The sequence below is a fragment of the Acinetobacter sp. GFQ9D191M genome, assembly GCF_011174875.1.
Classification (GTDB): Bacteria; Pseudomonadota; Gammaproteobacteria; order Pseudomonadales; family Moraxellaceae; genus Acinetobacter.
The window spans coordinates 1-21,322 of record NZ_JAALGV010000089.1 but is presented as its reverse complement, the minus strand read 5'-3'; the positions used below and the strand labels follow the sequence as shown (position 1 = coordinate 21,322).

General features: G+C 44.2%; 17 protein-coding genes, 3 tRNA genes and 1 riboswitch. Of the genes, 5 read left to right on the top strand and 15 right to left on the bottom strand.

The window, feature by feature from the left end; translation table 11 throughout:
- Positions 1–89: 89 nt before the first annotated feature.
- From G5T77_RS13110 to secA, 7 genes are all read right to left on the bottom strand, one after another.
- Positions 90–165: transfer RNA gene (locus tag G5T77_RS13110), tRNA-His, on the bottom strand.
- A gap of 36 nt (positions 166–201) precedes the next feature.
- Positions 202–278, bottom strand: a tRNA-Arg gene (locus G5T77_RS13105).
- A 35-nt stretch (positions 279–313) separates the two neighbouring features.
- A tRNA-Pro gene (locus G5T77_RS13100) sits at positions 314–390 on the bottom strand.
- 154 nt (positions 391–544) lie between these two features.
- Complete coding sequence (gene nadA, locus G5T77_RS13095) at positions 545–1,612, bottom strand: quinolinate synthase NadA (RefSeq protein ID WP_166139539.1); 1,068 nt, start codon at positions 1,610–1,612, stop codon at positions 545–547.
- Positions 1,613–1,764: 152 nt separating this feature from the next.
- Positions 1,765–2,985, bottom strand: coding sequence for a bifunctional glutamate N-acetyltransferase/amino-acid acetyltransferase ArgJ (argJ, locus tag G5T77_RS13090; RefSeq protein ID WP_166139537.1), 1,221 nt, complete (start codon positions 2,983–2,985; stop codon positions 1,765–1,767).
- Positions 2,986–3,139: 154 nt separating this feature from the next.
- Positions 3,140–3,493, bottom strand: a complete 354-nt coding sequence (locus tag G5T77_RS13085; protein ID WP_104426583.1) for a hypothetical protein — start codon at positions 3,491–3,493, stop codon at positions 3,140–3,142.
- A gap of 153 nt (positions 3,494–3,646) precedes the next feature.
- Entirely contained in the window at positions 3,647–6,373 is a 2,727-nt protein-coding gene (gene secA, locus G5T77_RS13080) for a preprotein translocase subunit SecA (protein WP_159124163.1), read from the bottom strand.
- Positions 6,374–6,704: 331 nt separating this feature from the next.
- Here secA and G5T77_RS13075 point away from each other — a divergent pair, with 331 nt between their 5' ends.
- Together G5T77_RS13075 and G5T77_RS13070 are read left to right on the top strand one after the other, a co-directional pair.
- A complete protein-coding gene (locus tag G5T77_RS13075) occupies positions 6,705–7,346 on the top strand; it encodes a peroxiredoxin (RefSeq protein ID WP_166139535.1) in 642 nt (213 codons plus the stop codon).
- Positions 7,347–7,634: 288 nt separating this feature from the next.
- Positions 7,635–8,225, top strand: coding sequence for a dual specificity protein phosphatase family protein (locus tag G5T77_RS13070; RefSeq protein ID WP_159124161.1), 591 nt, complete (start codon positions 7,635–7,637; stop codon positions 8,223–8,225).
- A gap of 5 nt (positions 8,226–8,230) precedes the next feature.
- Here the strand turns inward: G5T77_RS13070 and G5T77_RS13065 are convergent, their stop codons facing one another.
- From G5T77_RS13065 to trpA, 4 genes are read right to left on the bottom strand one after another with little or no spacing between them, the layout of a single operon-like run.
- Positions 8,231–9,253 carry an SPOR domain-containing protein gene (locus tag G5T77_RS13065; RefSeq protein WP_104426587.1) on the bottom strand — a complete coding sequence of 341 codons (1,023 nt, stop codon included), beginning with the start codon at positions 9,251–9,253 and terminating at the stop codon, positions 8,231–8,233.
- On the bottom strand, positions 9,250–10,533 hold the full coding sequence (gene folC / locus G5T77_RS13060) for a bifunctional tetrahydrofolate synthase/dihydrofolate synthase (RefSeq protein WP_166139533.1): 1,284 nt from the start codon (positions 10,531–10,533) through the stop codon (positions 9,250–9,252). Before folC ends, G5T77_RS13065 begins: the two co-directional genes overlap by 4 nt.
- Positions 10,530–11,426 (bottom strand): acetyl-CoA carboxylase, carboxyltransferase subunit beta, encoded by an 897-nt coding sequence (gene accD / locus G5T77_RS13055; RefSeq protein ID WP_166139531.1) that lies wholly within the window; start codon positions 11,424–11,426, stop codon positions 10,530–10,532. The genes folC and accD overlap by 4 nt, the downstream gene beginning before the upstream one ends.
- A 1-nt stretch (position 11,427) precedes the next feature.
- Positions 11,428–12,228, bottom strand: coding sequence for a tryptophan synthase subunit alpha (trpA, locus tag G5T77_RS13050; RefSeq protein WP_004782187.1), 801 nt, complete (start codon positions 12,226–12,228; stop codon positions 11,428–11,430).
- Between the two features lie 365 nt (positions 12,229–12,593).
- On the opposite strand from trpA, the gene G5T77_RS13045 reads away from it, so the two are divergent.
- Positions 12,594–13,925 (top strand): Na+/H+ antiporter NhaC family protein, encoded by a 1,332-nt coding sequence (locus G5T77_RS13045; protein WP_166139529.1) that lies wholly within the window; start codon positions 12,594–12,596, stop codon positions 13,923–13,925.
- A gap of 40 nt (positions 13,926–13,965) precedes the next feature.
- Here G5T77_RS13045 and G5T77_RS13040 read toward each other — a convergent pair whose 3' ends face one another.
- Positions 13,966–15,003 (bottom strand): AraC family transcriptional regulator, encoded by a 1,038-nt coding sequence (locus G5T77_RS13040; protein WP_166139527.1) that lies wholly within the window; start codon positions 15,001–15,003, stop codon positions 13,966–13,968.
- A 140-nt stretch (positions 15,004–15,143) separates the two neighbouring features.
- Between G5T77_RS13040 and G5T77_RS13035 the strand changes: the two genes are divergently transcribed.
- Positions 15,144–16,022, top strand: coding sequence for a metal-dependent hydrolase (locus G5T77_RS13035; RefSeq protein ID WP_166139524.1), 879 nt, complete (start codon positions 15,144–15,146; stop codon positions 16,020–16,022).
- 64 nt (positions 16,023–16,086) lie between these two features.
- Here G5T77_RS13035 and G5T77_RS13030 read toward each other — a convergent pair whose 3' ends face one another.
- The 3 genes from G5T77_RS13030 to G5T77_RS13020 all read right to left on the bottom strand — a co-directional run bounded on the left by G5T77_RS13030 (position 16,087) and on the right by G5T77_RS13020 (position 19,310).
- The gene (locus tag G5T77_RS13030) at positions 16,087–17,079 is read right to left on the bottom strand and encodes a DUF2804 domain-containing protein (protein WP_166139522.1); all 993 of its coding nucleotides are present in this window, start codon (positions 17,077–17,079) and stop codon (positions 16,087–16,089) included.
- Positions 17,080–17,440: 361 nt separating this feature from the next.
- A complete protein-coding gene (gene trpB, locus G5T77_RS13025; RefSeq protein ID WP_004782182.1) occupies positions 17,441–18,685 on the bottom strand; it encodes a tryptophan synthase subunit beta in 1,245 nt (414 codons plus the stop codon).
- Positions 18,666–19,310: a phosphoribosylanthranilate isomerase gene (locus tag G5T77_RS13020; protein ID WP_166139520.1), complete on the bottom strand. Its 645-nt coding sequence runs from the start codon at positions 19,308–19,310 to the stop codon at positions 18,666–18,668. Before G5T77_RS13020 ends, trpB begins: the two co-directional genes overlap by 20 nt.
- Before the next feature lie 143 nt (positions 19,311–19,453).
- Positions 19,454–19,664: riboswitch (cobalamin riboswitch) on the top strand.
- 37 nt (positions 19,665–19,701) lie between these two features.
- On the opposite strand from G5T77_RS13020, the gene G5T77_RS13015 reads away from it, so the two are divergent.
- A partial coding sequence (locus G5T77_RS13015) for a TonB-dependent receptor (protein WP_166236228.1) occupies positions 19,702–21,322 on the top strand: 1,621 nt, incomplete at its 3' end.

Genomic DNA, 21,322 nt, shown 5'->3' with positions numbered 1-21,322 from the left:
GAGCAGTAGGATTCGAACCTACGACCCCCTGGTCCCAAACCAGGTGCACTACCAGGCTGTGCTATGCTCCGATGTTCAACTCAAAGAGTTGGGGTGAATGATGGGATTCGAACCCACGACAACCGGAATCACAATCCGGGGCTCTACCAACTGAGCTACATCCACCATTGCCTTGGTTCTTAAATATCAAGCCACCAAAAATGGCGCGCCTGACAGGATTCGAACCTGTGACCATCCGCTTAGAAGGCGGATGCTCTATCCAACTGAGCTACAAGCGCTTTACTGATGATTTTCACCATCCGCCTTGAAGAATTGGTCGGAGCAGTAGGATTCGAACCTACGACCCCCTGGTCCCAAACCAGGTGCACTACCAGGCTGTGCTATGCTCCGATTCATCTCAGCTTTCGTATCAAGCTTATCGCTTGGTACGGTGTGCATTCTAGGCGTGACGCCATAAGACGTCAACACCTATATTTAAAAAAAATCAAAAAAACACTTCAAGCGTTTATTTATCAAGCATTTCAGACATTTTTTATACAAAATCTTAGCGTTTCAAGCTGGCACTAAAATCCAGCATACGATCTAAAGGCAGTTTGGCTCGTTGAGCTAATACGGGGTCAACATGAATCTCCTGATCACGATGTTGTAGAACATGCAAGATTCCATCTAGCTCGTTCATGGCCATCCAAGGACAGTGTGCACATGAACGACAGGTTGCTCCTTCTCCAGCGGTTGGAGCTTCAATCAAAATCTTATCTGGCACAGCCTGCTGCATTTTATAGAAAATACCGCGATCTGTTGCCACGATCAAACGCTGATGTGGCAAGGTTTGAGCTGCCTTGATTAACTGAGAAGTACTTCCGACTGCATCAGCAATTTCTACCACAGACATCGGTGATTCTGGATGGACCAGCACTGCCGCATCTGGATATAAGGCTTTCATATTAGCAATTCCGCGCGAACGAAATTCTTCGTGGACGATACACGCGCCATCCCAAAGCAGCATGTCAGCACCGGTTTTATTCTGGATATAACGCCCCAGATGCTGATCCGGTGCCCAGATAATTTTTTCACCTAAACTATCGAGGTGTTCAATAATCTCAACTGCACAACTTGAAGTCACGACCCAGTCAGCGCGGGCTTTAACCGCAGCCGAAGTATTAGCATACACCACTACAGTATGATCAGGATGCGCATCACAGAATTTGGTAAATTCTTCTACCGGACAACCCAAATCCAGTGAACAGGTCGCTTCAAGAGTTGGCATCAGGACGGTTTTTTCTGGTGAAAGTATTTTTGAAGTTTCACCCATGAACTTAACCCCAGCTACCACCAAGGTCGATGCGGGATGGTCACGTCCAAAACGCGCCATTTCCAATGAATCGGACACACAGCCACCAGTCAGTTCTGCCAGTTCCTGTATTTCAGGATCACAATAATAATGTGCAACTAGTACTGCATTCTGCTTTTCCAATTCGGCTTGAATCTGTGCAAATTTTTCCTGTTTGGCCTGTGCACTGATCTGATGCTCTTTGGGTTCTCCTAAACGATCTAAATGCGCCTGCACAATCGATTTGGCTTCATTGGCTATTAATTTGGTCGCATCATTCATAACAACTCTTACTCTACCCTCATGGTTCATTATTCAACGAACCTTTCACCCTACATCCCGGTCATCTCTAGCAAAATACTTTTTTGACCAGTCATTAAAAATCATAAGATATAAAAAAAGCCCCACAACGGAGGCTTTAGAAACAATCTGAATTATGAACGATAATCAGCATTGATCTTCACATAATCATAGGACAGGTCACAGGTATAGACTGTATCTTTTGCTTCACCACGTCCAAGATCAACACGAATCGTCATTTCAGCTTGTGCCATCACACGTGCACCTGCCTCTTCGGTATAGTCTGCTGCAGCACCACCATCCTTGCAGATTTGTACATCATCTAACCAAACCTGAATTTTTGCAACGTCTAAATTCGCCACACCTGCATAACCGATTGCAGCCAGAATACGTCCCCAGTTTGGATCAGAAGCAAAGATCGCAGTTTTCACCAATGGAGAATGCGCGATGCTATAGGCCACGTCACAGCATTCCTGAGTATTGGCACCACCTTCTACGGCCACAGTAATAAACTTGGTTGCGCCTTCACCATCACGCACAATCAATTGCGCAAGGCGTTTCATGGTACGCATTAATACCTCAAGCACAGCTGCATAACGCGGATCTTCAACTGATGAAATTTCTGTTCCACCGGCCTGACCTGTAGCAATAAAAATGCAAGAGTCATTGGTTGAGGTATCCCCATCAATGGTAATGCGGTTGAATGACTGATTCACTGTCTCAGATAAAAGCTGTTGAACCAGTTCACGGCTGATTGGCACATCAGTCGCCACATAACCTAGCATAGTGGCCATATTTGGGCGAATCATGCCGGCACCTTTGGAAATCCCGGTCATGGTATAAGTAATGCCGTCCAGTTCGAACTGTTCAGATGCACCTTTTGGTGTAGTGTCTGTGGTCATGATGCCGGTTGCCGCATCGATCCAGGCATCATCACGCAATGACTCTAATGCAGGCTGCAAACCATTCAGAAGACGTTCCATTGGTAATTGTTCGCCAATCACCCCTGTTGAAAATGGCAATACTTCTTCAGCTTTCACGCCTGCAAGTTCAGCCAGTTTGGCACAAGTGGCTTCAGCATTTGCCATACCTGTAGCACCTGTACCCGCATTGGCATTTCCGGTATTAATCACTAAATAACGTGGATTACCTACCGCCAGATGTGCTTTAGAAATATGTACAGGAGCAGCACAAAAAGCATTCTGGGTAAATACACCTGCAACATTGGAGCCTTCAGCCAGTTCAAATATCACCAGGTCACGTCGGTTCTGATAGCGTACATACGCTTCTGCCGAACCAATTCTCACCCCTTTTACCACATGCATCTGTGGCATAGATACGTCACCAACTGCCATTTTTAAATGTCCAATATTGAAGTTTCAGAAAAATACAGCTTAGTTGATCTTCATTAAAAAATCGAGCCAAAGCCAGATGAACACTCACTTTTCTTATGGTTTTTCACAATAAAAAACCAGTCATGGTGACTGGTTTTATTAAACTGGATCAAACTTAGTTTTTAGCCAGCTGGGTTGATTCACTCAATAAAGCCTGTTTCGCCTGTTGCTGACTTGCCGCAGAAAGCGCAGGGTTAGAAGCAACAATACGGTCTGCATTGGCTGCATTAGCTGCTGCAATCGCTGCAGTCTGCAAAACGATTGGACGGTTTGAATTATTAAAGGTATAGCGAATGCCAGTACGCGGACTTGCAATGGTCACCTGACCATCTGTACCCGTCTGAACCTGAGCCGTAGTTGGACCAATGGCCTGCTGAACTTTAGCAGGTGTCGTTGTTGCTGTTTCAGCAAAACTTAAAGTCGGGATTGCCAAAGCAGCAACCATCATCGTTTTTAATACTTTTGTCATTGTTTCTTCCACTTTGCGGTGTTCAATCTGCCATTAAATACCATTTAATCCGGTACAGTGCAAACAGTATTCATCAGCTGAAAAGTCCATATACATAAAAAGATCAGGACCATTTGGTCCTGATCTTTTTATAGTTTAGAAACTTAGCAGAAATTAGATCTTGCCATGACACTGTTTGTATTTCAGACCTGAACCACATGGACAAGGTGCATTACGGCTTGCCGGTGCTTCAAAGACTGGTGCAACAGGATTAGCCTGCGCATTTTGTTCAGTGGTGATTTCATCTTCTTCAGCCAGTAATCCATCAAATTCCTGATGAGATAACTGCAAACGCATCGCTTCAGCCTGTGCCTGCTGCTGTGCTTCCATTTCAGCCAGCTCTTCAGGTGTTGGCACATGGATACGTGACAGATCAGTAATGACGTCAGATTTAATCACGCCCAGCATGTTTACAAACAGATTATAGGCTTCTTTTTTGTATTCCTGCTCTGGGTTTTTCTGTGCATAACCGCGTAAATGAATCCCTTGACGCAGGTAATCCATCGCAGCCAGATGCTCTTTCCAGTGACGGTCCAGAGAGTTCAGCATGAAATGACGTTCAAGTGATGCTGCAGATTCAGCACCCATTTGTTCACGACGTGAACGGTAACGGTTTACCACTTCTTCAGTAATTCGCTCAACCAGTGCTTCTTCATCTAAACGACGATCCTGCTCTAACCATTGTGCAACTGGCAGATCAATCGATAAGTCTTCACGTAGTGCAAGTTCCAGACCTTCAATATCCCACTGATCATGAATTGATTCAGGCGGAATATAGTTGGCGATCATGCCCTGCATCACTTCACGGATCATCTCTTCGATATAATCCTGCAATGAACTTTCAGCCAGAATCTCATCACGCTGACTATAGATAATTTTACGCTGCTCGTTATTCACGTCATCGTATTTCAACAGGTTCTTACGAATGTCGAAGTTACGTGCTTCTACTTTACGCTGTGCATTTTCGATTGAGCGTGACACCATTTTGTGTTCAATCGCTTCATCTTCTTTTAAGCCCATTGCACGCATCATGGCAACCACACGGTCACCCGCAAAGATACGCATCAAGTCATCTTCAAGAGACAGGTAGAAACGCGATACACCCGGGTCACCCTGACGGCCCGCACGACCACGCAACTGGTTATCGATACGGCGAGATTCATGACGCTCAGAACCGATAATATGCAAACCACCAGAAGCAAGAACTGCTTCATGATTCGCTTCCCATTCTGCTTTCAGGCGTGCTTCATCTTCAGGGGTTGGGTTTTCAATTTTGGCCAGTAGCGCTTTCCAGTTACCACCCAGCAAAATATCGGTACCACGACCGGCCATGTTAGTTGCAATCGTTACAGCACGCGGTGCACCCGCTTGGGCAATAATATCTGCTTCACGCTCATGCTGTTTGGCATTCAGGACTTCATGTTCAATACCAGCTTCTTTAAGCTTGTCAGAAAGAATTTCCGACGCTTCAATAGTGGCCGTACCAATCAGGATTGGCGCAACACCAGCTTCGTGAACACGTTGAATTTCCTGAATAATCGCGTTGTACTTACCTTCACGATTCAGGTAGATCAAATCGTTCTGGTCATTACGGATCATTGGACGGTGGGTTGGAATGATTACCACATCCAGACCGTAAATTTCTTTCATTTCCGCAGCTTCAGTATCTGCAGTACCGGTCATACCGGATAATTTTTTATACAGACGGAAATAGTTCTGGAATGTGGTGGTTGCAAGGGTTTGGTTTTCCGGCTGGATTTCCAGACCTTCTTTTGCTTCAACTGCCTGGTGCAGACCTTCAGACCAGCGACGGCCTGGCATGGTACGACCAGTATTTTCATCGACGATGATCACTTCACCTTCATGGATGATGTAATGCACGTTACGTTGATACAGATAGTGCGCACGAATCGCAGCAGTCACATGATGCAGCAAATTCAGATTAGAAGCTGAATACAGACTTTCACCTTCAGCCAATAATCCCATTGCAATCAATTCACTTTCAATGGTTTCAAAACCGGTTTCAGTAATTTCAACAGAGCGCTGTTTTTCATCAATCCAGAAATGACCGCCATCCGGTACTTTTTCTTCTTTCTGTGCTTTTAATTTCGGCGGAATGTTATTGATTGCTGCATAAAGCTGGGAAGAATCTTCACTTTGACCAGAGATAATCAGCGGTGTACGCGCTTCATCGATCAGGATCGAATCGACCTCATCGATAATAGCATAGGTCAGACCACGCTGTTTTTTCTCAGCCAGCGAGAACACCATGTTGTCACGAAGATAGTCGAAACCGAATTCGTTATTGGTACCGTAAGTGATGTCTGCTTTATAGGCTTCAGATTTTTCTATCGGATTCTGCATGGAATAGATAATCCCAATGCTTAAACCCAAGAATTCGAACAATGGACGGTTTAACTCAGCATCACGTTGTGCCAGATAGTCGTTCACCGTGATGACATGGACACCCTGCCCGCTCAATGCATTAAGATAACAGGCCAGCGTCCCCATCAGGGTTTTACCTTCACCGGTACGCATCTCGGCAATCTTGCCTTCATGCAGGGTAATACCACCAATCAACTGTACGTCGTAGTGACGCATTCCCATAACACGTTTTGCAGCTTCACGACAGACTGCGAATGCTTCAGGAAGTAACTTATCTAGGCTTTCACCCTTATTATATCGTTGTTTGAATTCTTCAGTTTTTGCAGATAAGTCTGCATCGCTTAGGGCTGATATCGTCGGCTCGAGCGCATTAATCTTGTCTACGATTTTACGCATGCGTTTGAGTTCGCGCTCATTTTTGGTACCGAAGATTCCTCCGATCAGACTTGCCAACATGAATAGACTCTCTAAATCTTGCTTGTCAAATAAATATGTTCTTAGTCGTTATTATGGTGCTAGAAATTTGAACTACAAGGGTTTTGCCAGAAAACCAATGAAAAAAACTCATCCTTTGTCCTAGCCCTGAGACCTAAGGCAAAGTAATGTAGCAAATTTTACCCATGCAATATAGTTAATTAGACGACTGATTTGTCTGATTCTGAATCGACAGCCTATTTCTTTATTCGGTTTATTCATAAGAAATTCTAAAAACACTATTTTTAATCATAAAAAAATTGGTTCATATTTATTCTCATCGACACATTACAAGATCAATTGAGGCAAGAAAATGAGTTTACGTTTAGGCGATACCGCACCGAATTTTGAACAGCAATCTAGCGAAGGCTTAATTAACTTTTATGACTTTCTAGGCGATAGTTGGGGCATTTTATTTTCACATCCAGCAGACTACACACCTGTATGTACCACTGAACTGGGCTTTACCGCGAAACTGAAAGACGAGTTTACAAAACGTGGCGTGAAAGCAATTGCCCTTTCTGTTGATGATGTTGAATCCCATCACGGTTGGATCAAAGACATCAATGAAACTCAAGGTACTACCGTTAACTTCCCGATCATTGCCGATCAGGACCGTAAAGTATCTGAGCTGTATGACTTCATTCACCCGAACGCGAGTGAAACCCTGACTGTACGTTCTCTGGTAATCATTGATCCAAACAAAAAAGTGCGTCTGATTATTACCTACCCTGCATCAACAGGTCGTAATTTCCATGAAGTATTACGTGTAGTCGACTCTCTGCAATTAACCGACAATCATAAAGTTGCAACTCCAGCAAACTGGCAACATGGCGATGATGTGGTGATTGTACCTTCATTAAAAGATGAGGAAGAAATCAAACAACGCTTCCCGAAAGGTTATAAGGCAGTGACTCCATACCTACGTCTGACACCACAGCCTGAGCGAGGATAAGCGAAGCACTGCTTCGCCCGAGCGCAAGACCCACAGCTATGCTGTGGGTGCAAGAGGATAAGCTAAAGGTTGTTCTATCCTTTTTGAATAGTAAAAAACCCCAATCAACTCTCCACCATGAAAATGAAAATCGTCATGCATCAACCATCATTTTCATGTTTAGTTTGATACCCACCGACGAGCCGGGTTTTCGAACTTTTCCCATCAAGCCTGTCTTCGGACAGGATTTTTTTTGGAAAAGCCGATATGCTGTTGAAGAGAATGATTAAAAAGGTGAGTTAGGTTGCAATGAAAAATAATTATGTACTTCTTCTGGTTTCCACGCTTGTTTTATCCGGCTGTACTCCAGCGCTGCCTGAACAGGAACGCCCAATGCATTGGGGACAGGAACTGCATGAAGAACATAATTTTTATCAGATCAGCGATGAACTCTACCGGAGTGAACAGCCGAGCGATGAACTGACGCCCTTATTAAAACGATATGCCATTAATGTGGTGATCAACCTGCGTTCACGCGATAAAGATACGGATATTTTGTCAAATGAAGACCTCAAGCTTAAACATGTTCCCATTCATACCTGGGCTATGAATCGCGAGGATTTACTGAACGTAATGCAGTTGATTCAACAGGCACGACAAAATAATGAAAAAATACTTTTACACTGTTATCACGGTTCAGACCGTACCGGTGCCAGTGTGGCCATGTACCGGATTATTTTCCAGAACTGGCGCATTGAAGACGCAGTACGGGAAATGAAGCATGGCGGTTATGGCTTTCATTCCATTTGGCGCAATATTGAAAAATTATTTATCCCTGAAAATGTAAGATGGATTCGCGAGCAACTCACGAATCCATCTACAGAAACTTCGGTTAAGTAAGAGAATTAACGCTTATCTAACGGCACCCAGTCATTCACCCAGGCTGATTTCATGTTCAGGCTGGCATCAGACGCGATTTTCTTACGCAGTGCATCTGCTGTTTCACGGTCTTTAGATGGACCGACCATGATACGCACACCTTTAGATGTCTGGCTCTTGGTGACCTTGTAGCCTTTGGCTCGCAGTTTGGCCGCAATGGCATCAGCATTGGCTTCATTGGCAGCCAATGCCACCTGCACCATCCACTGTTTATCACTTTCACCTTCAAGAAGTTTACGGGCTTTTTCAGCTTCAGCCTTTTTCTTGGCCTCTTCTGCTTTATGTTTCTCTTCAGCTTTGCGCTTTTCTTCTGCCTTACGTTTTTCTTCAGCAGCTTTATGCTCAGCTTCTTTTTTCTTTTCAGCCGCTTTGTGCTCTTCCTCGGCCTTACGTTTTGCTTCAGCTGCCTTATGCGCTTCTTCAGCTTTACGTTTCTCTTCTAGCTTACGTTTTTCTTCTGCAGCCTTCTGCTCTGCCTGTTTCTTGGCAGTATCAGCTGAAGTTTGGGCTTTTTGCTGCTCAAGTTTCTGCTGTTCTAACTTTTTTTGTGTAGCAGCCTTGTCTTCAGCCAGACGTTTTTGCTTCGTCTGTTCATCTTCTGCCAGCTCAGGTGGAATATTGTCTGAACTTTGCTGTCCCATACGATGGGCATTCAAAGCAGCATATTCTTCAGCCGCACGACGTGCTGCATCTGCCTCAGCCTGCTGTTGCATGGCTAAAAATTCAGCTGCACGGGCTTCCTGTTCAGCCACTGCTTTTTCGCGGTCACGACGCTGCTGTTCCAGCAAACGTTTTTCTGTTTCCACATCGACTGTTAAAGAACCTAATGAATTGTTGACTGTATCTTTTGATTCTACTTCTGCAGCCAGTGCCGGGTTTTGCTGACGATCCTGATGAATTTCATTTTGGCCTTTCAGGAGTAATGCTGCCAATAAAACACCACCACCTAGTAAAACAACGCCACCCATCCAGCGTTGTTTGTTATTCATTGACATTCTTCCAAATACTCCCATACCGCTTCTAAGGTATGAAATGATCCACATACCAAAATCAGCTGATTATTCTCTGTTTCATCCAGCGCTGATTTAAAAGCTAATTTTACATTGTCAAATTGTTCTATCAATTCACCTTGCAATGCATCAGTCAAAAGTGTGACCTCTGCCGCACGTGGCACAGATAATGGTGCAATTTTCCACAAATGAACAGTGTCTTTCAACAACTTGACGACAGAATTTATATCTTTATCTGCCAGCATGGAAAATACACAAATGACTTCTTTATATTTCTTTTTGTAATTTAAATAATTGCGTAATTGTTTTAACAGGAACTCTACCCCATGCGGGTTATGTCCGGCATCAAAAATTACGGTCTTATTCTGAATTTCTCGGACTTCAAAACGTCCCGGCAATTTAGCTGCCTGAATTCCTTCCGCAATCGCTGTCTGGTTGACTTCCAAACCACTCAGCAAGATCGCTGCAACCGCTGTCGAAATATTATCCAGCGCCAGTGAACCTGTTGGCAATTTTAAAGTCGTACCCGACGATGCAAAAGCCCAGGTTTTGCCATCTTCAAAGGCTTCATAGAAATAATCACGGTTGATAGCATACAACGGCGCATTGCATTCAGCAGCTTTATCCAGAATGGCTTGCGGAATATCTTGCTGACCACCAAATATCACGGGAATATTCGGACGGATAATACCAGCTTTTTCAAAAGCAATTTTTTCAATGGTATCACCGAGCCAGTCGGTATGATCCAGTCCGATATTGGTGATGACTGCAACATCCGGATTAACCACATTCACGACATCCAGACGGCCACCCAATCCGACTTCCAGCACCCACACATCACACAGTTCATGTTTAAAAATCACAAATGCAGCAAGTGTGGTTGCTTCAAAGAATGACAGGCTTAAATCGCATTCGCGACGTGCCCGATCGACTTCAACAAAAGCATCAATCAGCAACTGGTCTTCGACTTCAACCCCACGTAATTTCACCCGTTCATTAAAACGATATACATGAGGAGACTGATACAGTCCGACCTTAAAACCCTGAGCATTGAGAATGGCAGCCAGAGTCGTGGTCGTTGAACCTTTACCATTGGTTCCGGCAACCGTCAGGACTTTAGCCTCCGGATTGATCACGCCCAGCTTTTCAGCCACAGGAATAACACGTTCCAGGCCTAAATCAATCCCCGTAACGTGAACATGGCTCCAATAATCGAGCCATGTATCAAGTGAATCAGTTGCTAATGGTGCTGTGTTCAAGGCAGGTTCATCAATTTCGTGATAATACGATAAACTGTATCACGTAATGCATGACGGTGAACAATCTGATCGATTACACCATGATCAAGCAAATATTCAGCACGCTGGAACGGTTCGTCCAGTTTTTCACGTACAGTTTGTTCGATCACACGTTTACCCGCAAAGCCGATCATGGCTTTCGGTTCAGCCAGATGCACATCACCCAGCATGGCTAAAGACGCAGTTACACCACCATAAACTGGGTGGGTCAATACCACCACATAAGGCAGACCTGCTTCTTTCAAACGCTGAATCGCTGCTGAAGTACGTGCCATTTGCATCAAAGACAGCATACCTTCCTGCATACGTGCGCCACCAGATGCTGCAAAACAGATCAGAGGTTGATGCATTTCAATCGCACGCTCCGCTGCCTGCACAAAGCGGTCACCCACTACAGTGCCCATAGAGCCGCCCATGAAGTCAAACTCAAATGCGGTTGCAATCATTGGCACGCCTTTCAGCAGACCTTGCATTACGATCAGTGCTTCAGTTTCACCTGTTTTCTTTTGTGCTTCCGACATACGGTCTGGATAAGCTTTGCTGTCGACAAATTTCAGTGGATCTTTGGCCGTAAATTCCTGACCCATTTCAGTCTGTACCTGATCAAAGAACCAGTTCAGACGGTCACGTGCTTTCATTTTCAGATGTTCATCGCATTGTGGACAAACATAAGCATTAAATGACATTGCAGTACGTGTCACCAAAGCATGACATTCAGGGCACTCAATGGTTGGCTCTGTGAATGTCGCTTTTAGGGTGGTTTGCTCATCAGGTACATGAATGCCCGGAACAATACGCTCCGTCCATGGGGTCGATGGGCTCAGAATTTTGCCTGATTTCACTTGTTGACTCATACTATAACTCATCGAGCGCTGCTCGAAGCTCCTTGACTTTATTCACCGTCGCAATAACGGCTTGTTCTGGCGCGAGGGTTGCAAACTGTTTTACAAACGCACTTCCCACAATAACTGCATCGGCAGCAACACCCATCGCTTTCGCAGATGCAGCATCACTGATACCAAAACCCACGCCTACAGGAACATCTGTCTCTGCCTTAATTTTCTGAATACGTGCAGCGGCTTCAGATACATCCAATGTCGCAGCACCCGTCACACCTTTCAACGACACATAGTAAATAAAGCCACTGGCCTGTTTCACTACATGCTGAATACGCTCATCAGTTGAGGTCGGAGCCAACAGGAAAATCTGATCCATTTCATATTTTTCCAGCACCTGCCCCAAATCTTGAGCTTCTTCAGGAGGAAGATCGACCAGAAGCACGCCGTCGACACCGCATTCATAGGCATAAGCCACAAACTTTTCATAGCCAATGACTTCAACCGGATTGAGATAACCCATGAGTACCACTGGTGTTTCGCGGTCTTTCAAGCGAAATTCTTTCACCATGTGCAGGGCATCCAAGGTATTAGTGCCACCGGCCAGCGCGCGTTCAGCGGCCAGAGCAATCACCGGACCATCTGCCATTGGATCTGAGAAAGGAAGACCCAGTTCAATCACGTCGACGCCAGCGTCCACCATCTGGTGCAGCAAAGGTACGGTTACCTCTGGATGCGGGTCACCAGCCATAACATAAGAAACTAAAGCTTTACGCTGTTGAGATTTAAGTTGTCCAAATCGTGTGGCTAAACGTGACATAGGGCTGAGCTTTCCTTAAGGTGTTTCAAACTTGAGACATTGACTATGTAGAAATACAAGACATCGCATTGTAACGCTATTTTTTGTACATTGAACAGTGTGCAACATCGACCTCTGGCATTTCATTTCCTGTGCGAGGATTTCAGAACAACCCGAAGGGATCTATTTACGATTATTTTGATTTTTTTCTCAATGATCAAAGATGCCTAATTTTGGCATTCCCTAAAATGTTGAATATTTAGATAAACTTATTTTTATCATGGAAAAATTAATAAAAATGCAGATGTTAGCGCATTCATTTAAAGTTTTCTGAAATTGCAAAACCTGTTTTATACTAGCCCCATTCTCTTATTTTTTTATCTCCTATGCAGACTGACTCTGAAGGTACAGTGCAGGCACGCGCCATTGCACTGTTGCCGCTTATTGTATTTTTAACCATCTTTTTAGGTAGCGGGATCTATCATTCTCTGATCGGAACTGAATTTGCGTTTTATCAGATTAAAGCGCCTGTTGCTGCCCTGCCCGCGATTATCTTGGCTGCATTAGTGTATCGTGGCAAACTCAATCAGGGTATTGAAGAATTTCTGAAAGGTGCCAGCCATCCTAACCTGATTCTGATGTTCATGGTATTTATGCTGGCCGGTGCTTTTGCCAGTGTCAGCAGTGCGATTGGCAGTGTTGATGCCACCGTACAGATGGGCCTGTCTGTCATTCCTCCGAGTTTTGTCTTACCGATGCTGTTTGTGATTTCGGCATTTATTGCGACGGCGATGGGTACCTCTATGGGAACCATTGCCGCCTGTGCACCCATTGCCTTTGGCTTTGCACAAGTGACCGAGATTCCGGTGGTTTATGCAATTGGCGCCGTGGTCGGTGGGGCGATGTTCGGTGATAACCTGTCCATGATTTCGGATACTACCATCGCTGCAACCAGCAGCCAGAAAGTGCAGTTACGTGACAAATTCAGCGTCAATGTCTGGATTGCTGTGCCGGCTTCTATCGTCACGATTTTGATCTATATCTTCAATACTGGTAGTTCTAGTCCAGTGGAATACAAGGACTTTAACTGGATCCTGGTCCTGCCTTATATTGCGGTCTTTTTACTGGCTTTTAGCCGTCTGCATGTTCTGGCGGTTTTAACCATCGGTGTCGTGTTATCGGGTTTATTCGGGCTATTTGCTACGCCAGATTTCAATATCCTCAAGCTGAACACTTCCATTTATGATGGCTTTGTCGGCATGTTTGAAGTGGCATTGTTATCCATGTTCCTGGGTGGCCTGTCTGCGATCATGCAACGTGAAGGTGGTTTACGCTGGCTGATCGAACGCATCTACGCGCTGACCCGCTTATTTAAAGTGGGCCGTCAGCGGGCCGGTGAAATCGGGATCAGTTTCTTGGTCGTATTTTCGAATCTGTTTGTAGCAAATAACACTGTCGCGATTATTCTGGCTGGTGATATGGCCCGTGAAGTGGCGAAAGAATATGGGGTTGATCCGAAACGTGCCGCCGCCCTGATGGATATTTTCTCCTGTGTGGTACAGGGGCTGATCCCTTATGGCGCACAATTATTACTGGCCTGTTCGATTGCCAAACTTTCTCCAGTCGAGCTAATCGGGGGCGTGTATTACTGCTGGATTCTGGCAATATTTGCGGTGATCGCAATTACTTTCCGATATCCTAAATTAAAAACAGCTTAAATTAAGTCATGAGATAAAGCGGCCAATGATGGCCGTTTTTTTATGCCTGATCCTGTTTTAATTGTTTTCTATATTGCAATAAAGTCCTGCCTGTTGCTGCCTTATAAGCGCGGGCTAAAGCGGACTGGTCAGAATAATCCAGTTGTTGGGCGATTTCGGTCAGGCTTAGGGGCTGATGCAATAAGCTTTCACAACGCCTGATCCTTTCCTGTTCCAACAATTTTTTAAAAGAACTACCTTGCTCATTTAGCTGACGCTGCAAGGTTCGAGTCGATACAAACAGTTGCTCGGCCAGCTGTTCAATTTTAATCGCCTGTTGTCTGCTTCTTAGATGCTCCGCAACCACTTTTTGAGCCTGAGTCAAAATACTTTCTACAGGTGGTTTGGCTGCAATCGCTTCTTCAGCCTGACGAATCAATAACTGTAATAACATTGGATCGGCCTGTTCCGATTTCAGGCTCAGTCCCTGTATATCCAGTTCAAAGCCATAATCCTGCTGTGAAAACTGCACTTCCGCAGCATAGAATTTTTGATAGTGAATTCGGGCAATTTCTGGCGCATGAGCAAAACGCACCCGACGCAAGAGCAAAGGATGATCCTGCAAAATAAAACGTCCCAATTGCACCATGGCTGCGATAGTTAGCTCATTCAGCAGGTTATAACGCTCATCCTGATAAATCCAATACAATTCAATACTCTGCGCATGCTGTCTTAGTTGCAATGGGACAAATTCACTCCCATCAATGACCAGTCGCTGAAAACGCATGATGTAGCCGATGATCTCAGGAATACTGCTGCTTTTGGATACCATATAGCCCAGCACACCAAAATGTTCTGGCCGAATACATTGCACAATTTCAAAAATTAACTGTGGACACGCTAGCTGTTTTTGGGTTCTTAACAGGATGCTATTGAGAAAATCCAGCGGAACTTGTGTATCAAAAGGCTGATCAATCAGTCCAATGAGCTGAGGTCGTAGATCTGCAAGAAACTTTGCGGTTAAAGGTTCTATATTTAAGCTACGTAAATAGGTGGCCCATAGCTGGATATAGCCATTGGAGATTTTGATGTCCTGCATGAGCGCGTCCCTGTCTCCGCTGCGAATGTATATTTTATTTTTCTCTGGCGTAAAATGTATAAAAATTGGCCATATCTGTCAAAACAATTTGTGCAATTCTGAACATACTGTCAGCATCTCCAGAAAAAGAATGAAAGCAGATGAACGCACCTTTAAAATCTTCTGTACAGCCTGTGGTACGCAGTAATCTTGATTTTAAGCTGAGTGAAATTCCGCGTTACTGGTTTGGTGGCGATCCATTCCTGACCCGTATGTTTGATGCACTGAGTCTGACCTTTCCAGACGGTGAACGTTATTTCATTCAGAGTGTGCGTCTGTTCCGCGACCAGATCAAAGATCCAGATCTACAAAAACGGGTAGCTGATTTTATCCGTCAGGAAGCCCAGCATGGCATTGCCCACGACAAGATGAATAACCTGATGCGGGAACAAGGCATGCCGGTCGATCAGTTTATTCAGCGTCTGAACTACATGATGAGCTATGACCTGAAGAACCGTTCACCTGAGTACAATATTGCAGTCACTGCCGCCGCGGAACATTTGACCGCGCTCATGGCTGAAACTTTTTATGGACAAAAAGATACTTTAAGAAATGCCCATCCTTTTGTTCGTGCCATGTTTGCCTGGCATGCGATTGAGGAAATGGAACATCGTGATGTTGCTTTTGATGTCATGAAAGATGTAGCAAAAACGCCAGAATGGCTGCGTCAATACACTTTGCTCATCACGACTTTTCTGATGTTTGGTTTTACCATTTACCGTGCCAATGTCATGTTGAAACATGATGGCTTTAGCCCGCTGCAACGCTTGCAAATGAATATCCGGGGCTTACCTTGGTTCTTTGGCAAAAAAGGGACTCTGACTCGTATGGGTAAACAGTATCGTGACTGGTTTAAAAAGGATTTCCATCCATCCCAGCACCCAGTGATTGCTCAATATGAGGTTTGGGTAAAAACGCTGGCAGAAACCGGTGACCCGATTCAGGCAGGAGAAGCCTTCTGGCAAGCTGCAGAAGATTAAACCTAGAAATCAAAAAGCCTTCAAAATCGAAGGCTTTTTTAGATTTAGAAGTTGGAAAAATGAATTACCATTTGGCATAGTGCTGTTCTAAAAGTCCATATTCATTGACCAGTACAATCTCCTGACCATCTTGTCGGATAGTCCCTGATACTTTTGCCTGCCACTGGCTAAACTGGCTGCCGACCAGACGCAGATTCAGATTTTCATAACGGCGCCAGCCTGTGTGTACATTCAGGTTCAAGCAGCCATCCAATGACTGGATGTTCCAGCATTCGTCAGATTCCTGCTGAAATAACACATCCGCCACAGGATAAATTTTGCCATTTACCCACAAACAGTTTTCATTACCAAAGCTTTCATTGACACCGGAAGCGAGATTGATCCCGATACGGTTACGATTGGCATCCCAGAAATTACAGGACAACCAGAACCAGGCAGTTTCAGGACGCAAAAAGCCACAGGTATCATCCAAAGAGGCGAAGGTGCGCTCATTAAACTGGATGGTTTCACCCTGCTTATTTACGAAATAACCTTCACAACCCAAAGTGGTCAATTTCTGGGTATAGGTCCAGCCATTGATTCCGGTCGGACTGCACATACTCAGCGGATCTGTACCTGCACAAAAAATTCGGGCACTAAGCTTGATTTCACCATATTTGGTCACATGGATATAACGCACCCCATTGGCATGCTGGATATCAATCTGAAAGGGAGATTTATGAAAATAACTATGATTAAACAATGGCTGTTCATCTAGCACCGTATTGCGCGAGAAGAAATTGATCGCATTCCATTCCTGTACTTCATTGGTGCTATGATTATAGATATAGAAAAAACTGTGCCCGGCCCAAGCAATATCCGCAATCGCAAGGCCAATCGTATAATGCTCGTGTTGAATACTACAGAATTTAAATTTTTTATATTTTAGTTGCTTACGCCATCCCTTGAGTACATCACCATAGGGATTTTTGTACTGGTACGTATGGTAATCAATACTTTTTGGAATTTCCTTGAAACGTCCGTAACGTGGTTGTCCATTTTCCTGAATTAAATCCATTAAGACATTCCATCTCAATCAAAAACTATTTTTGCTTGAAGCTATTATGCCGATTATTGAGATTTGATAAAGAATTTTTTAAAACCGTTCGTCAGATCTTCCGGCCAATTCTGCTTAAAATAACCCTTTTAATTTTCTGAATGAGAAACTGATTTTTTGCTGTTTTATCCAGAACTTGAATAGTTTTTATCCCATTTTTAGCCAGATTGCTTCTTCCTCTTAATCTTTAAAAATTTTCCTACCTATAAAAATAAAAAAATCGTGCTAAATGGCTTCAACACGATTTTTCTTATTCCACCCTACCCCCTTTTAGAAAGGAGGGTTTTTCTCCTCTCTTTGAAAAGAGGGGCTGGGGGAGATTTTACATCTCAACCATTTCCACGCCATCAATGCGGGCAACAGTCATCAGGTCTTTATCCCCACGACCAGAAACGGTCGCAATAATGATTTGATCCTTGTCCATGGTTGGGGCAAGTTTAGTGACATAAGCCATCGCATGTGAGCTTTCAAGCGCAGGAATGATCCCTTCGATCTTGGTTAGATCACGGAAACCTTGTAACGCTTCCTGATCATTGATCGGTACATAGTTCACGCGTTCCATATCTTTCAGGAAGCTGTGCTCCGGACCTACACCCGGATAATCCAGACCGGCAGAAATTGAATGCGTTTCAATGATCTGGCCTTCTTTATCAGACATCAGATAAGTACGGTTACCATGCAGTACACCGACGTGACCCGCATTTAGTGGTGCAGAGTGCTTGCCAGTTTCAATCCCTAAACCTGCGGCTTCAACACCATACATTTTCACATCCTGATCGTTCAGGAATGGATAGAACAAGCCCATCGCATTTGAACCACCACCGACACAAGCGACTAACGCATCTGGAAGGCGACCTGCCTGTTCCTGAATCTGACGGCGTGCTTCACGGCCAATGATGGACTGGAAGTCACGAACCAATTGTGGATATGGATGTGGACCTGCCACGGTACCAATCACATAATAAGTTGAGTCAACATTGGTGACCCAGTCACGCATTGCCTCGTTCATGGCATCTTTTAATGTTTTAGAGCCACTTTCTACAGGGACAACTGTTGCACCCAGCAGACGCATACGGTAAACGTTCATCGCCTGACGTTTCACGTCTTCAGCACCCATGAACACCACACATTCAAGACCTAAACGTGCTGCGATGGTTGCAGTAGCTACACCATGCTGACCGGCACCAGTTTCTGCAATAATGCGTTTTTTGCCTGAAAGTTTAGCTAGTAAAGCCTGACCAATTGTGTTATTTACTTTATGTGAGCCAGTATGGTTCAGATCTTCACGTTTCAAGTAAATTTGCGCACCACCCAACTCTTTTGACCATCGTTCAGCATGATATAAAGGACTAGGACGACCTACGTAGTAGGCTAGATCACGGTCGAATTCTGCCAGAAACTGTTCATCATCTTTCATGCGGAAATAAAGCTTTTCCAGATCTTGTAAAGCCGCCATCAGAGTTTCTGACACAAAACGCCCGCCATGGATACCGAAATGTCCACGCTCATCCGGGAATTGGGTATAGTCAATCACGGGCTTGTTGTGATTAGTACTTTGCTGATCCACGATGGACTCCTTGCATAAAGCGTTCTATGAGTTGTTGGTCTTTTATACCTTTTGCGGATTCGACACCACCACTAACATCAACAGCATAAGCCTGTGTGGTGTGAATTGCTTGCTCGATATTGTCCGGGTTTAAGCCCCCAGCCAGGATCAAGGGAATATCTAATTGAGGAAAGGTGCTCCAGTCAAAGCTGTGGCCGGTACCACCTTTTAAATCAGGATGCCATGCGTCTAACAGTACTGCGCTGGCCCCTGCGGTTTGATAACGTTGAATCTCAGCGACTACGTCCAGATCAGGTTTGACCTGAATCGCTTTATACCAGCGACGCCCAACCTGCTTTGCGATAACCTGACATTGTTCAGGGCTTTCATCACCATGAAACTGCAGAATATCCAGCGGAACAGTTTTTAAAATATCCTGGATGTCATCTGCCGTACTATTAACAAATAAGCCCACCACTTGAATATAAGCTGGCACTGCTTTGACCAGCACTTCAGCCTGTGCCTGAGTCACGCTACGTGGGCTCGGTGAATAGAACACGAATCCAATGGCATCACAGCCGGCATCAGCAACAGCTTGGACATCTTCAACTCGGGTGATTCCACAGATTTTGGCACGGGTTCGCATATAGTGTTGGCTCTGATTTACCAAGATATCAAGTAATCTATGAGATTGGGGTGAATCATTGTAATGCAAATCATCGATCTTGCGTAAAGTTCATACGGATTATTCTTGATCTTGATTGTTTAAGTCATAAGCAGACTTTATACTTGCCACAATTTGCAACGAGTCAAGGCCTTAAGGCTTTAGGGAAGTTGGTGCAAATCCAACGCTGCCCCCGCAACGGTAAAAAATGAAAAGCTTGTCTTTATAAATCCTCAGGATTTACACCACTGCATCAATATGTGGGAAGGTGGATAAGTAAGTATGTTTCAATACTGCATTTAAGTCCGGATACCTGCTTGTTGTGTTCTTTAACTCAATCATTCACGGGGAGTGAATGTATGGAGCACATCTCATGTCTATTCCATTTCAACCTACTACCTTGGTAGGTGCGATCGCACTTGCGTTGGGTTTTTCCTCAGCAGTTCATGCTGCAGAGCAAAAAGTTGCAAAAGCCTCTTTAGATACCATTGTAGTCACGGCAACTCGCTCTGCAGAAAACATTGAAAATGTACCTGCGCGAATTTCAGTGATTGAACCTGCGACTCTTGAGCAATCCCCTATTGCTTCATTGCCAAACTTATTGAAAAAAGAGGCTGCTTTAAACGTCGCTCAACTAGGCGGTTATGGACAACAATCCTCTATTTTTATGCGAGGCACAAGCTCGTCACATACACTCATTCTGCGTGATGGCATGCGATTGAATACTGCTTTAAGCAGTTCAGCTTCTCTCCCTTTTATTGATACTACCGATATCAAGCAAATTGAAATTCTGAAGGGTCCAGCATCAGTTTTATATGGTACAGATGCCATTGGCGGCGTCATTCATATGATTTCTAAAACACCTGAACAATCAGGTGCATTTATAACAGGTGAAATTGGCGAGAATAAAACTTACAAATCACTCGTGGGTGCCGATTTAGCTGAAGATGGTTTTTATGCCCAAATCCGTGGTCAACGCCTGGAAACTGACGGAAAATCTGTTCTAGATGATGAAGATGAAAATTACTCCTTTGACCAAAAAGGTTTCAGCACAAAATTTGGCGTCCACAAAGACCAATATGGCTTATCTCTCGATTACAGCCAAAATAAAGGCACAAGTGATTACAATGCAGGTAGCCTCACTTCACAAGATTTTGAAAATGAAATGGTTAACCTGAGAGGACGAATTAACCTAGGCTCACAATTAGAACTCAATGCTCGCTTATCCCAGTTTGACGATCAATTAGATCAAAATGCTACGAATTATCTAGGTCAGGTCGATTATTCATATAGCACTACTCAAGAAGCAGAATTGTATGCCAAACTCAATCTAAATGATCAGCATCATATTTTACTAGGGACAACGTATAGCAATCTTGATGGTGATGTTCTTTCTTATGGAGTTGCCTACAAAGGTGATGTTTCCTCTCAAGGATATTACACACAGCATCAATATCAATCAGATAAACTCAATACACAACTCGGCATCCGTGTTGAAGACAACGAAAAGTATGGCTCTCATACTGTAGGGCAAGCTGCTGCACGTTATGCAATATCACCTCAACTCAGCGTCTATACGAATATTGGTTCAGCTTTTCGTTCACCAAACTTAAACGAGCTGTACAGTGGTGAATCTGCAAATCCAAATTTAAAAGCCGAAGAAAGTCTGTCTTATGAAATTGGCTTAGACCAGGCCCTCACTCAAAACTCATCTGTTTCATTTTCCGTGTATCAAAACGAAGTGGATAACATGATCCAAAAAGTTGATGGCAAGTTAAATAATATCAGCGAAGCAACGCTTCGTGGTGGCGAGCTGGCATGGAACTGGAAACAAGACGATTGGTTCATCGATACTGCTTTTGCGTATGTACAAGCTAAAGATAGCAAAACGAATATTGAGTTAGCTAAACGACCACGTCAAACCCTCACTCTGACCACAGGTTTGGAAAATGAAATTTATGGGATGAGTGCTTCTTGTATCTTGATTGATATAG

Excerpts from the sequence above, each read along its gene's own strand:
- G5T77_RS13065 (WP_104426587.1), bottom strand. The coding sequence starts at position 9,253 with ATGAATAACAAACAACGCTGGATGGGTGGCGTTGTTTTACTAGGTGGT.
- G5T77_RS13085 (WP_104426583.1), bottom strand. The coding sequence starts at position 3,493 with ATGACAAAAGTATTAAAAACGATGATGGTTGCTGCTTTGGCAATCCCG.
- G5T77_RS13070 (WP_159124161.1), top strand. The coding sequence starts at position 7,635 with ATGAAAAATAATTATGTACTTCTTCTGGTTTCCACGCTTGTTTTATCC.
- G5T77_RS13075 (WP_166139535.1), top strand. The coding sequence starts at position 6,705 with ATGAGTTTACGTTTAGGCGATACCGCACCGAATTTTGAACAGCAATCT.
- argJ (WP_166139537.1), bottom strand. The coding sequence starts at position 2,985 with ATGGCAGTTGGTGACGTATCTATGCCACAGATGCATGTGGTAAAAGGG.
- G5T77_RS13030 (WP_166139522.1), bottom strand. The coding sequence starts at position 17,079 with ATGGATTTAATTCAGGAAAATGGACAACCACGTTACGGACGTTTCAAG.
- nadA (WP_166139539.1), bottom strand. The coding sequence starts at position 1,612 with ATGAATGATGCGACCAAATTAATAGCCAATGAAGCCAAATCGATTGTG.
- accD (WP_166139531.1), bottom strand. The coding sequence starts at position 11,426 with ATGAGTCAACAAGTGAAATCAGGCAAAATTCTGAGCCCATCGACCCCA.
- G5T77_RS13040 (WP_166139527.1), bottom strand. The coding sequence starts at position 15,003 with ATGCAGGACATCAAAATCTCCAATGGCTATATCCAGCTATGGGCCACC.
- G5T77_RS13045 (WP_166139529.1), top strand. The coding sequence starts at position 12,594 with ATGCAGACTGACTCTGAAGGTACAGTGCAGGCACGCGCCATTGCACTG.
- G5T77_RS13035 (WP_166139524.1), top strand. The coding sequence starts at position 15,144 with ATGAACGCACCTTTAAAATCTTCTGTACAGCCTGTGGTACGCAGTAAT.
- secA (WP_159124163.1), bottom strand. The coding sequence starts at position 6,373 with ATGTTGGCAAGTCTGATCGGAGGAATCTTCGGTACCAAAAATGAGCGC.
- G5T77_RS13020 (WP_166139520.1), bottom strand. The coding sequence starts at position 19,310 with ATGCGAACCCGTGCCAAAATCTGTGGAATCACCCGAGTTGAAGATGTC.
- trpA (WP_004782187.1), bottom strand. The coding sequence starts at position 12,228 with ATGTCACGTTTAGCCACACGATTTGGACAACTTAAATCTCAACAGCGT.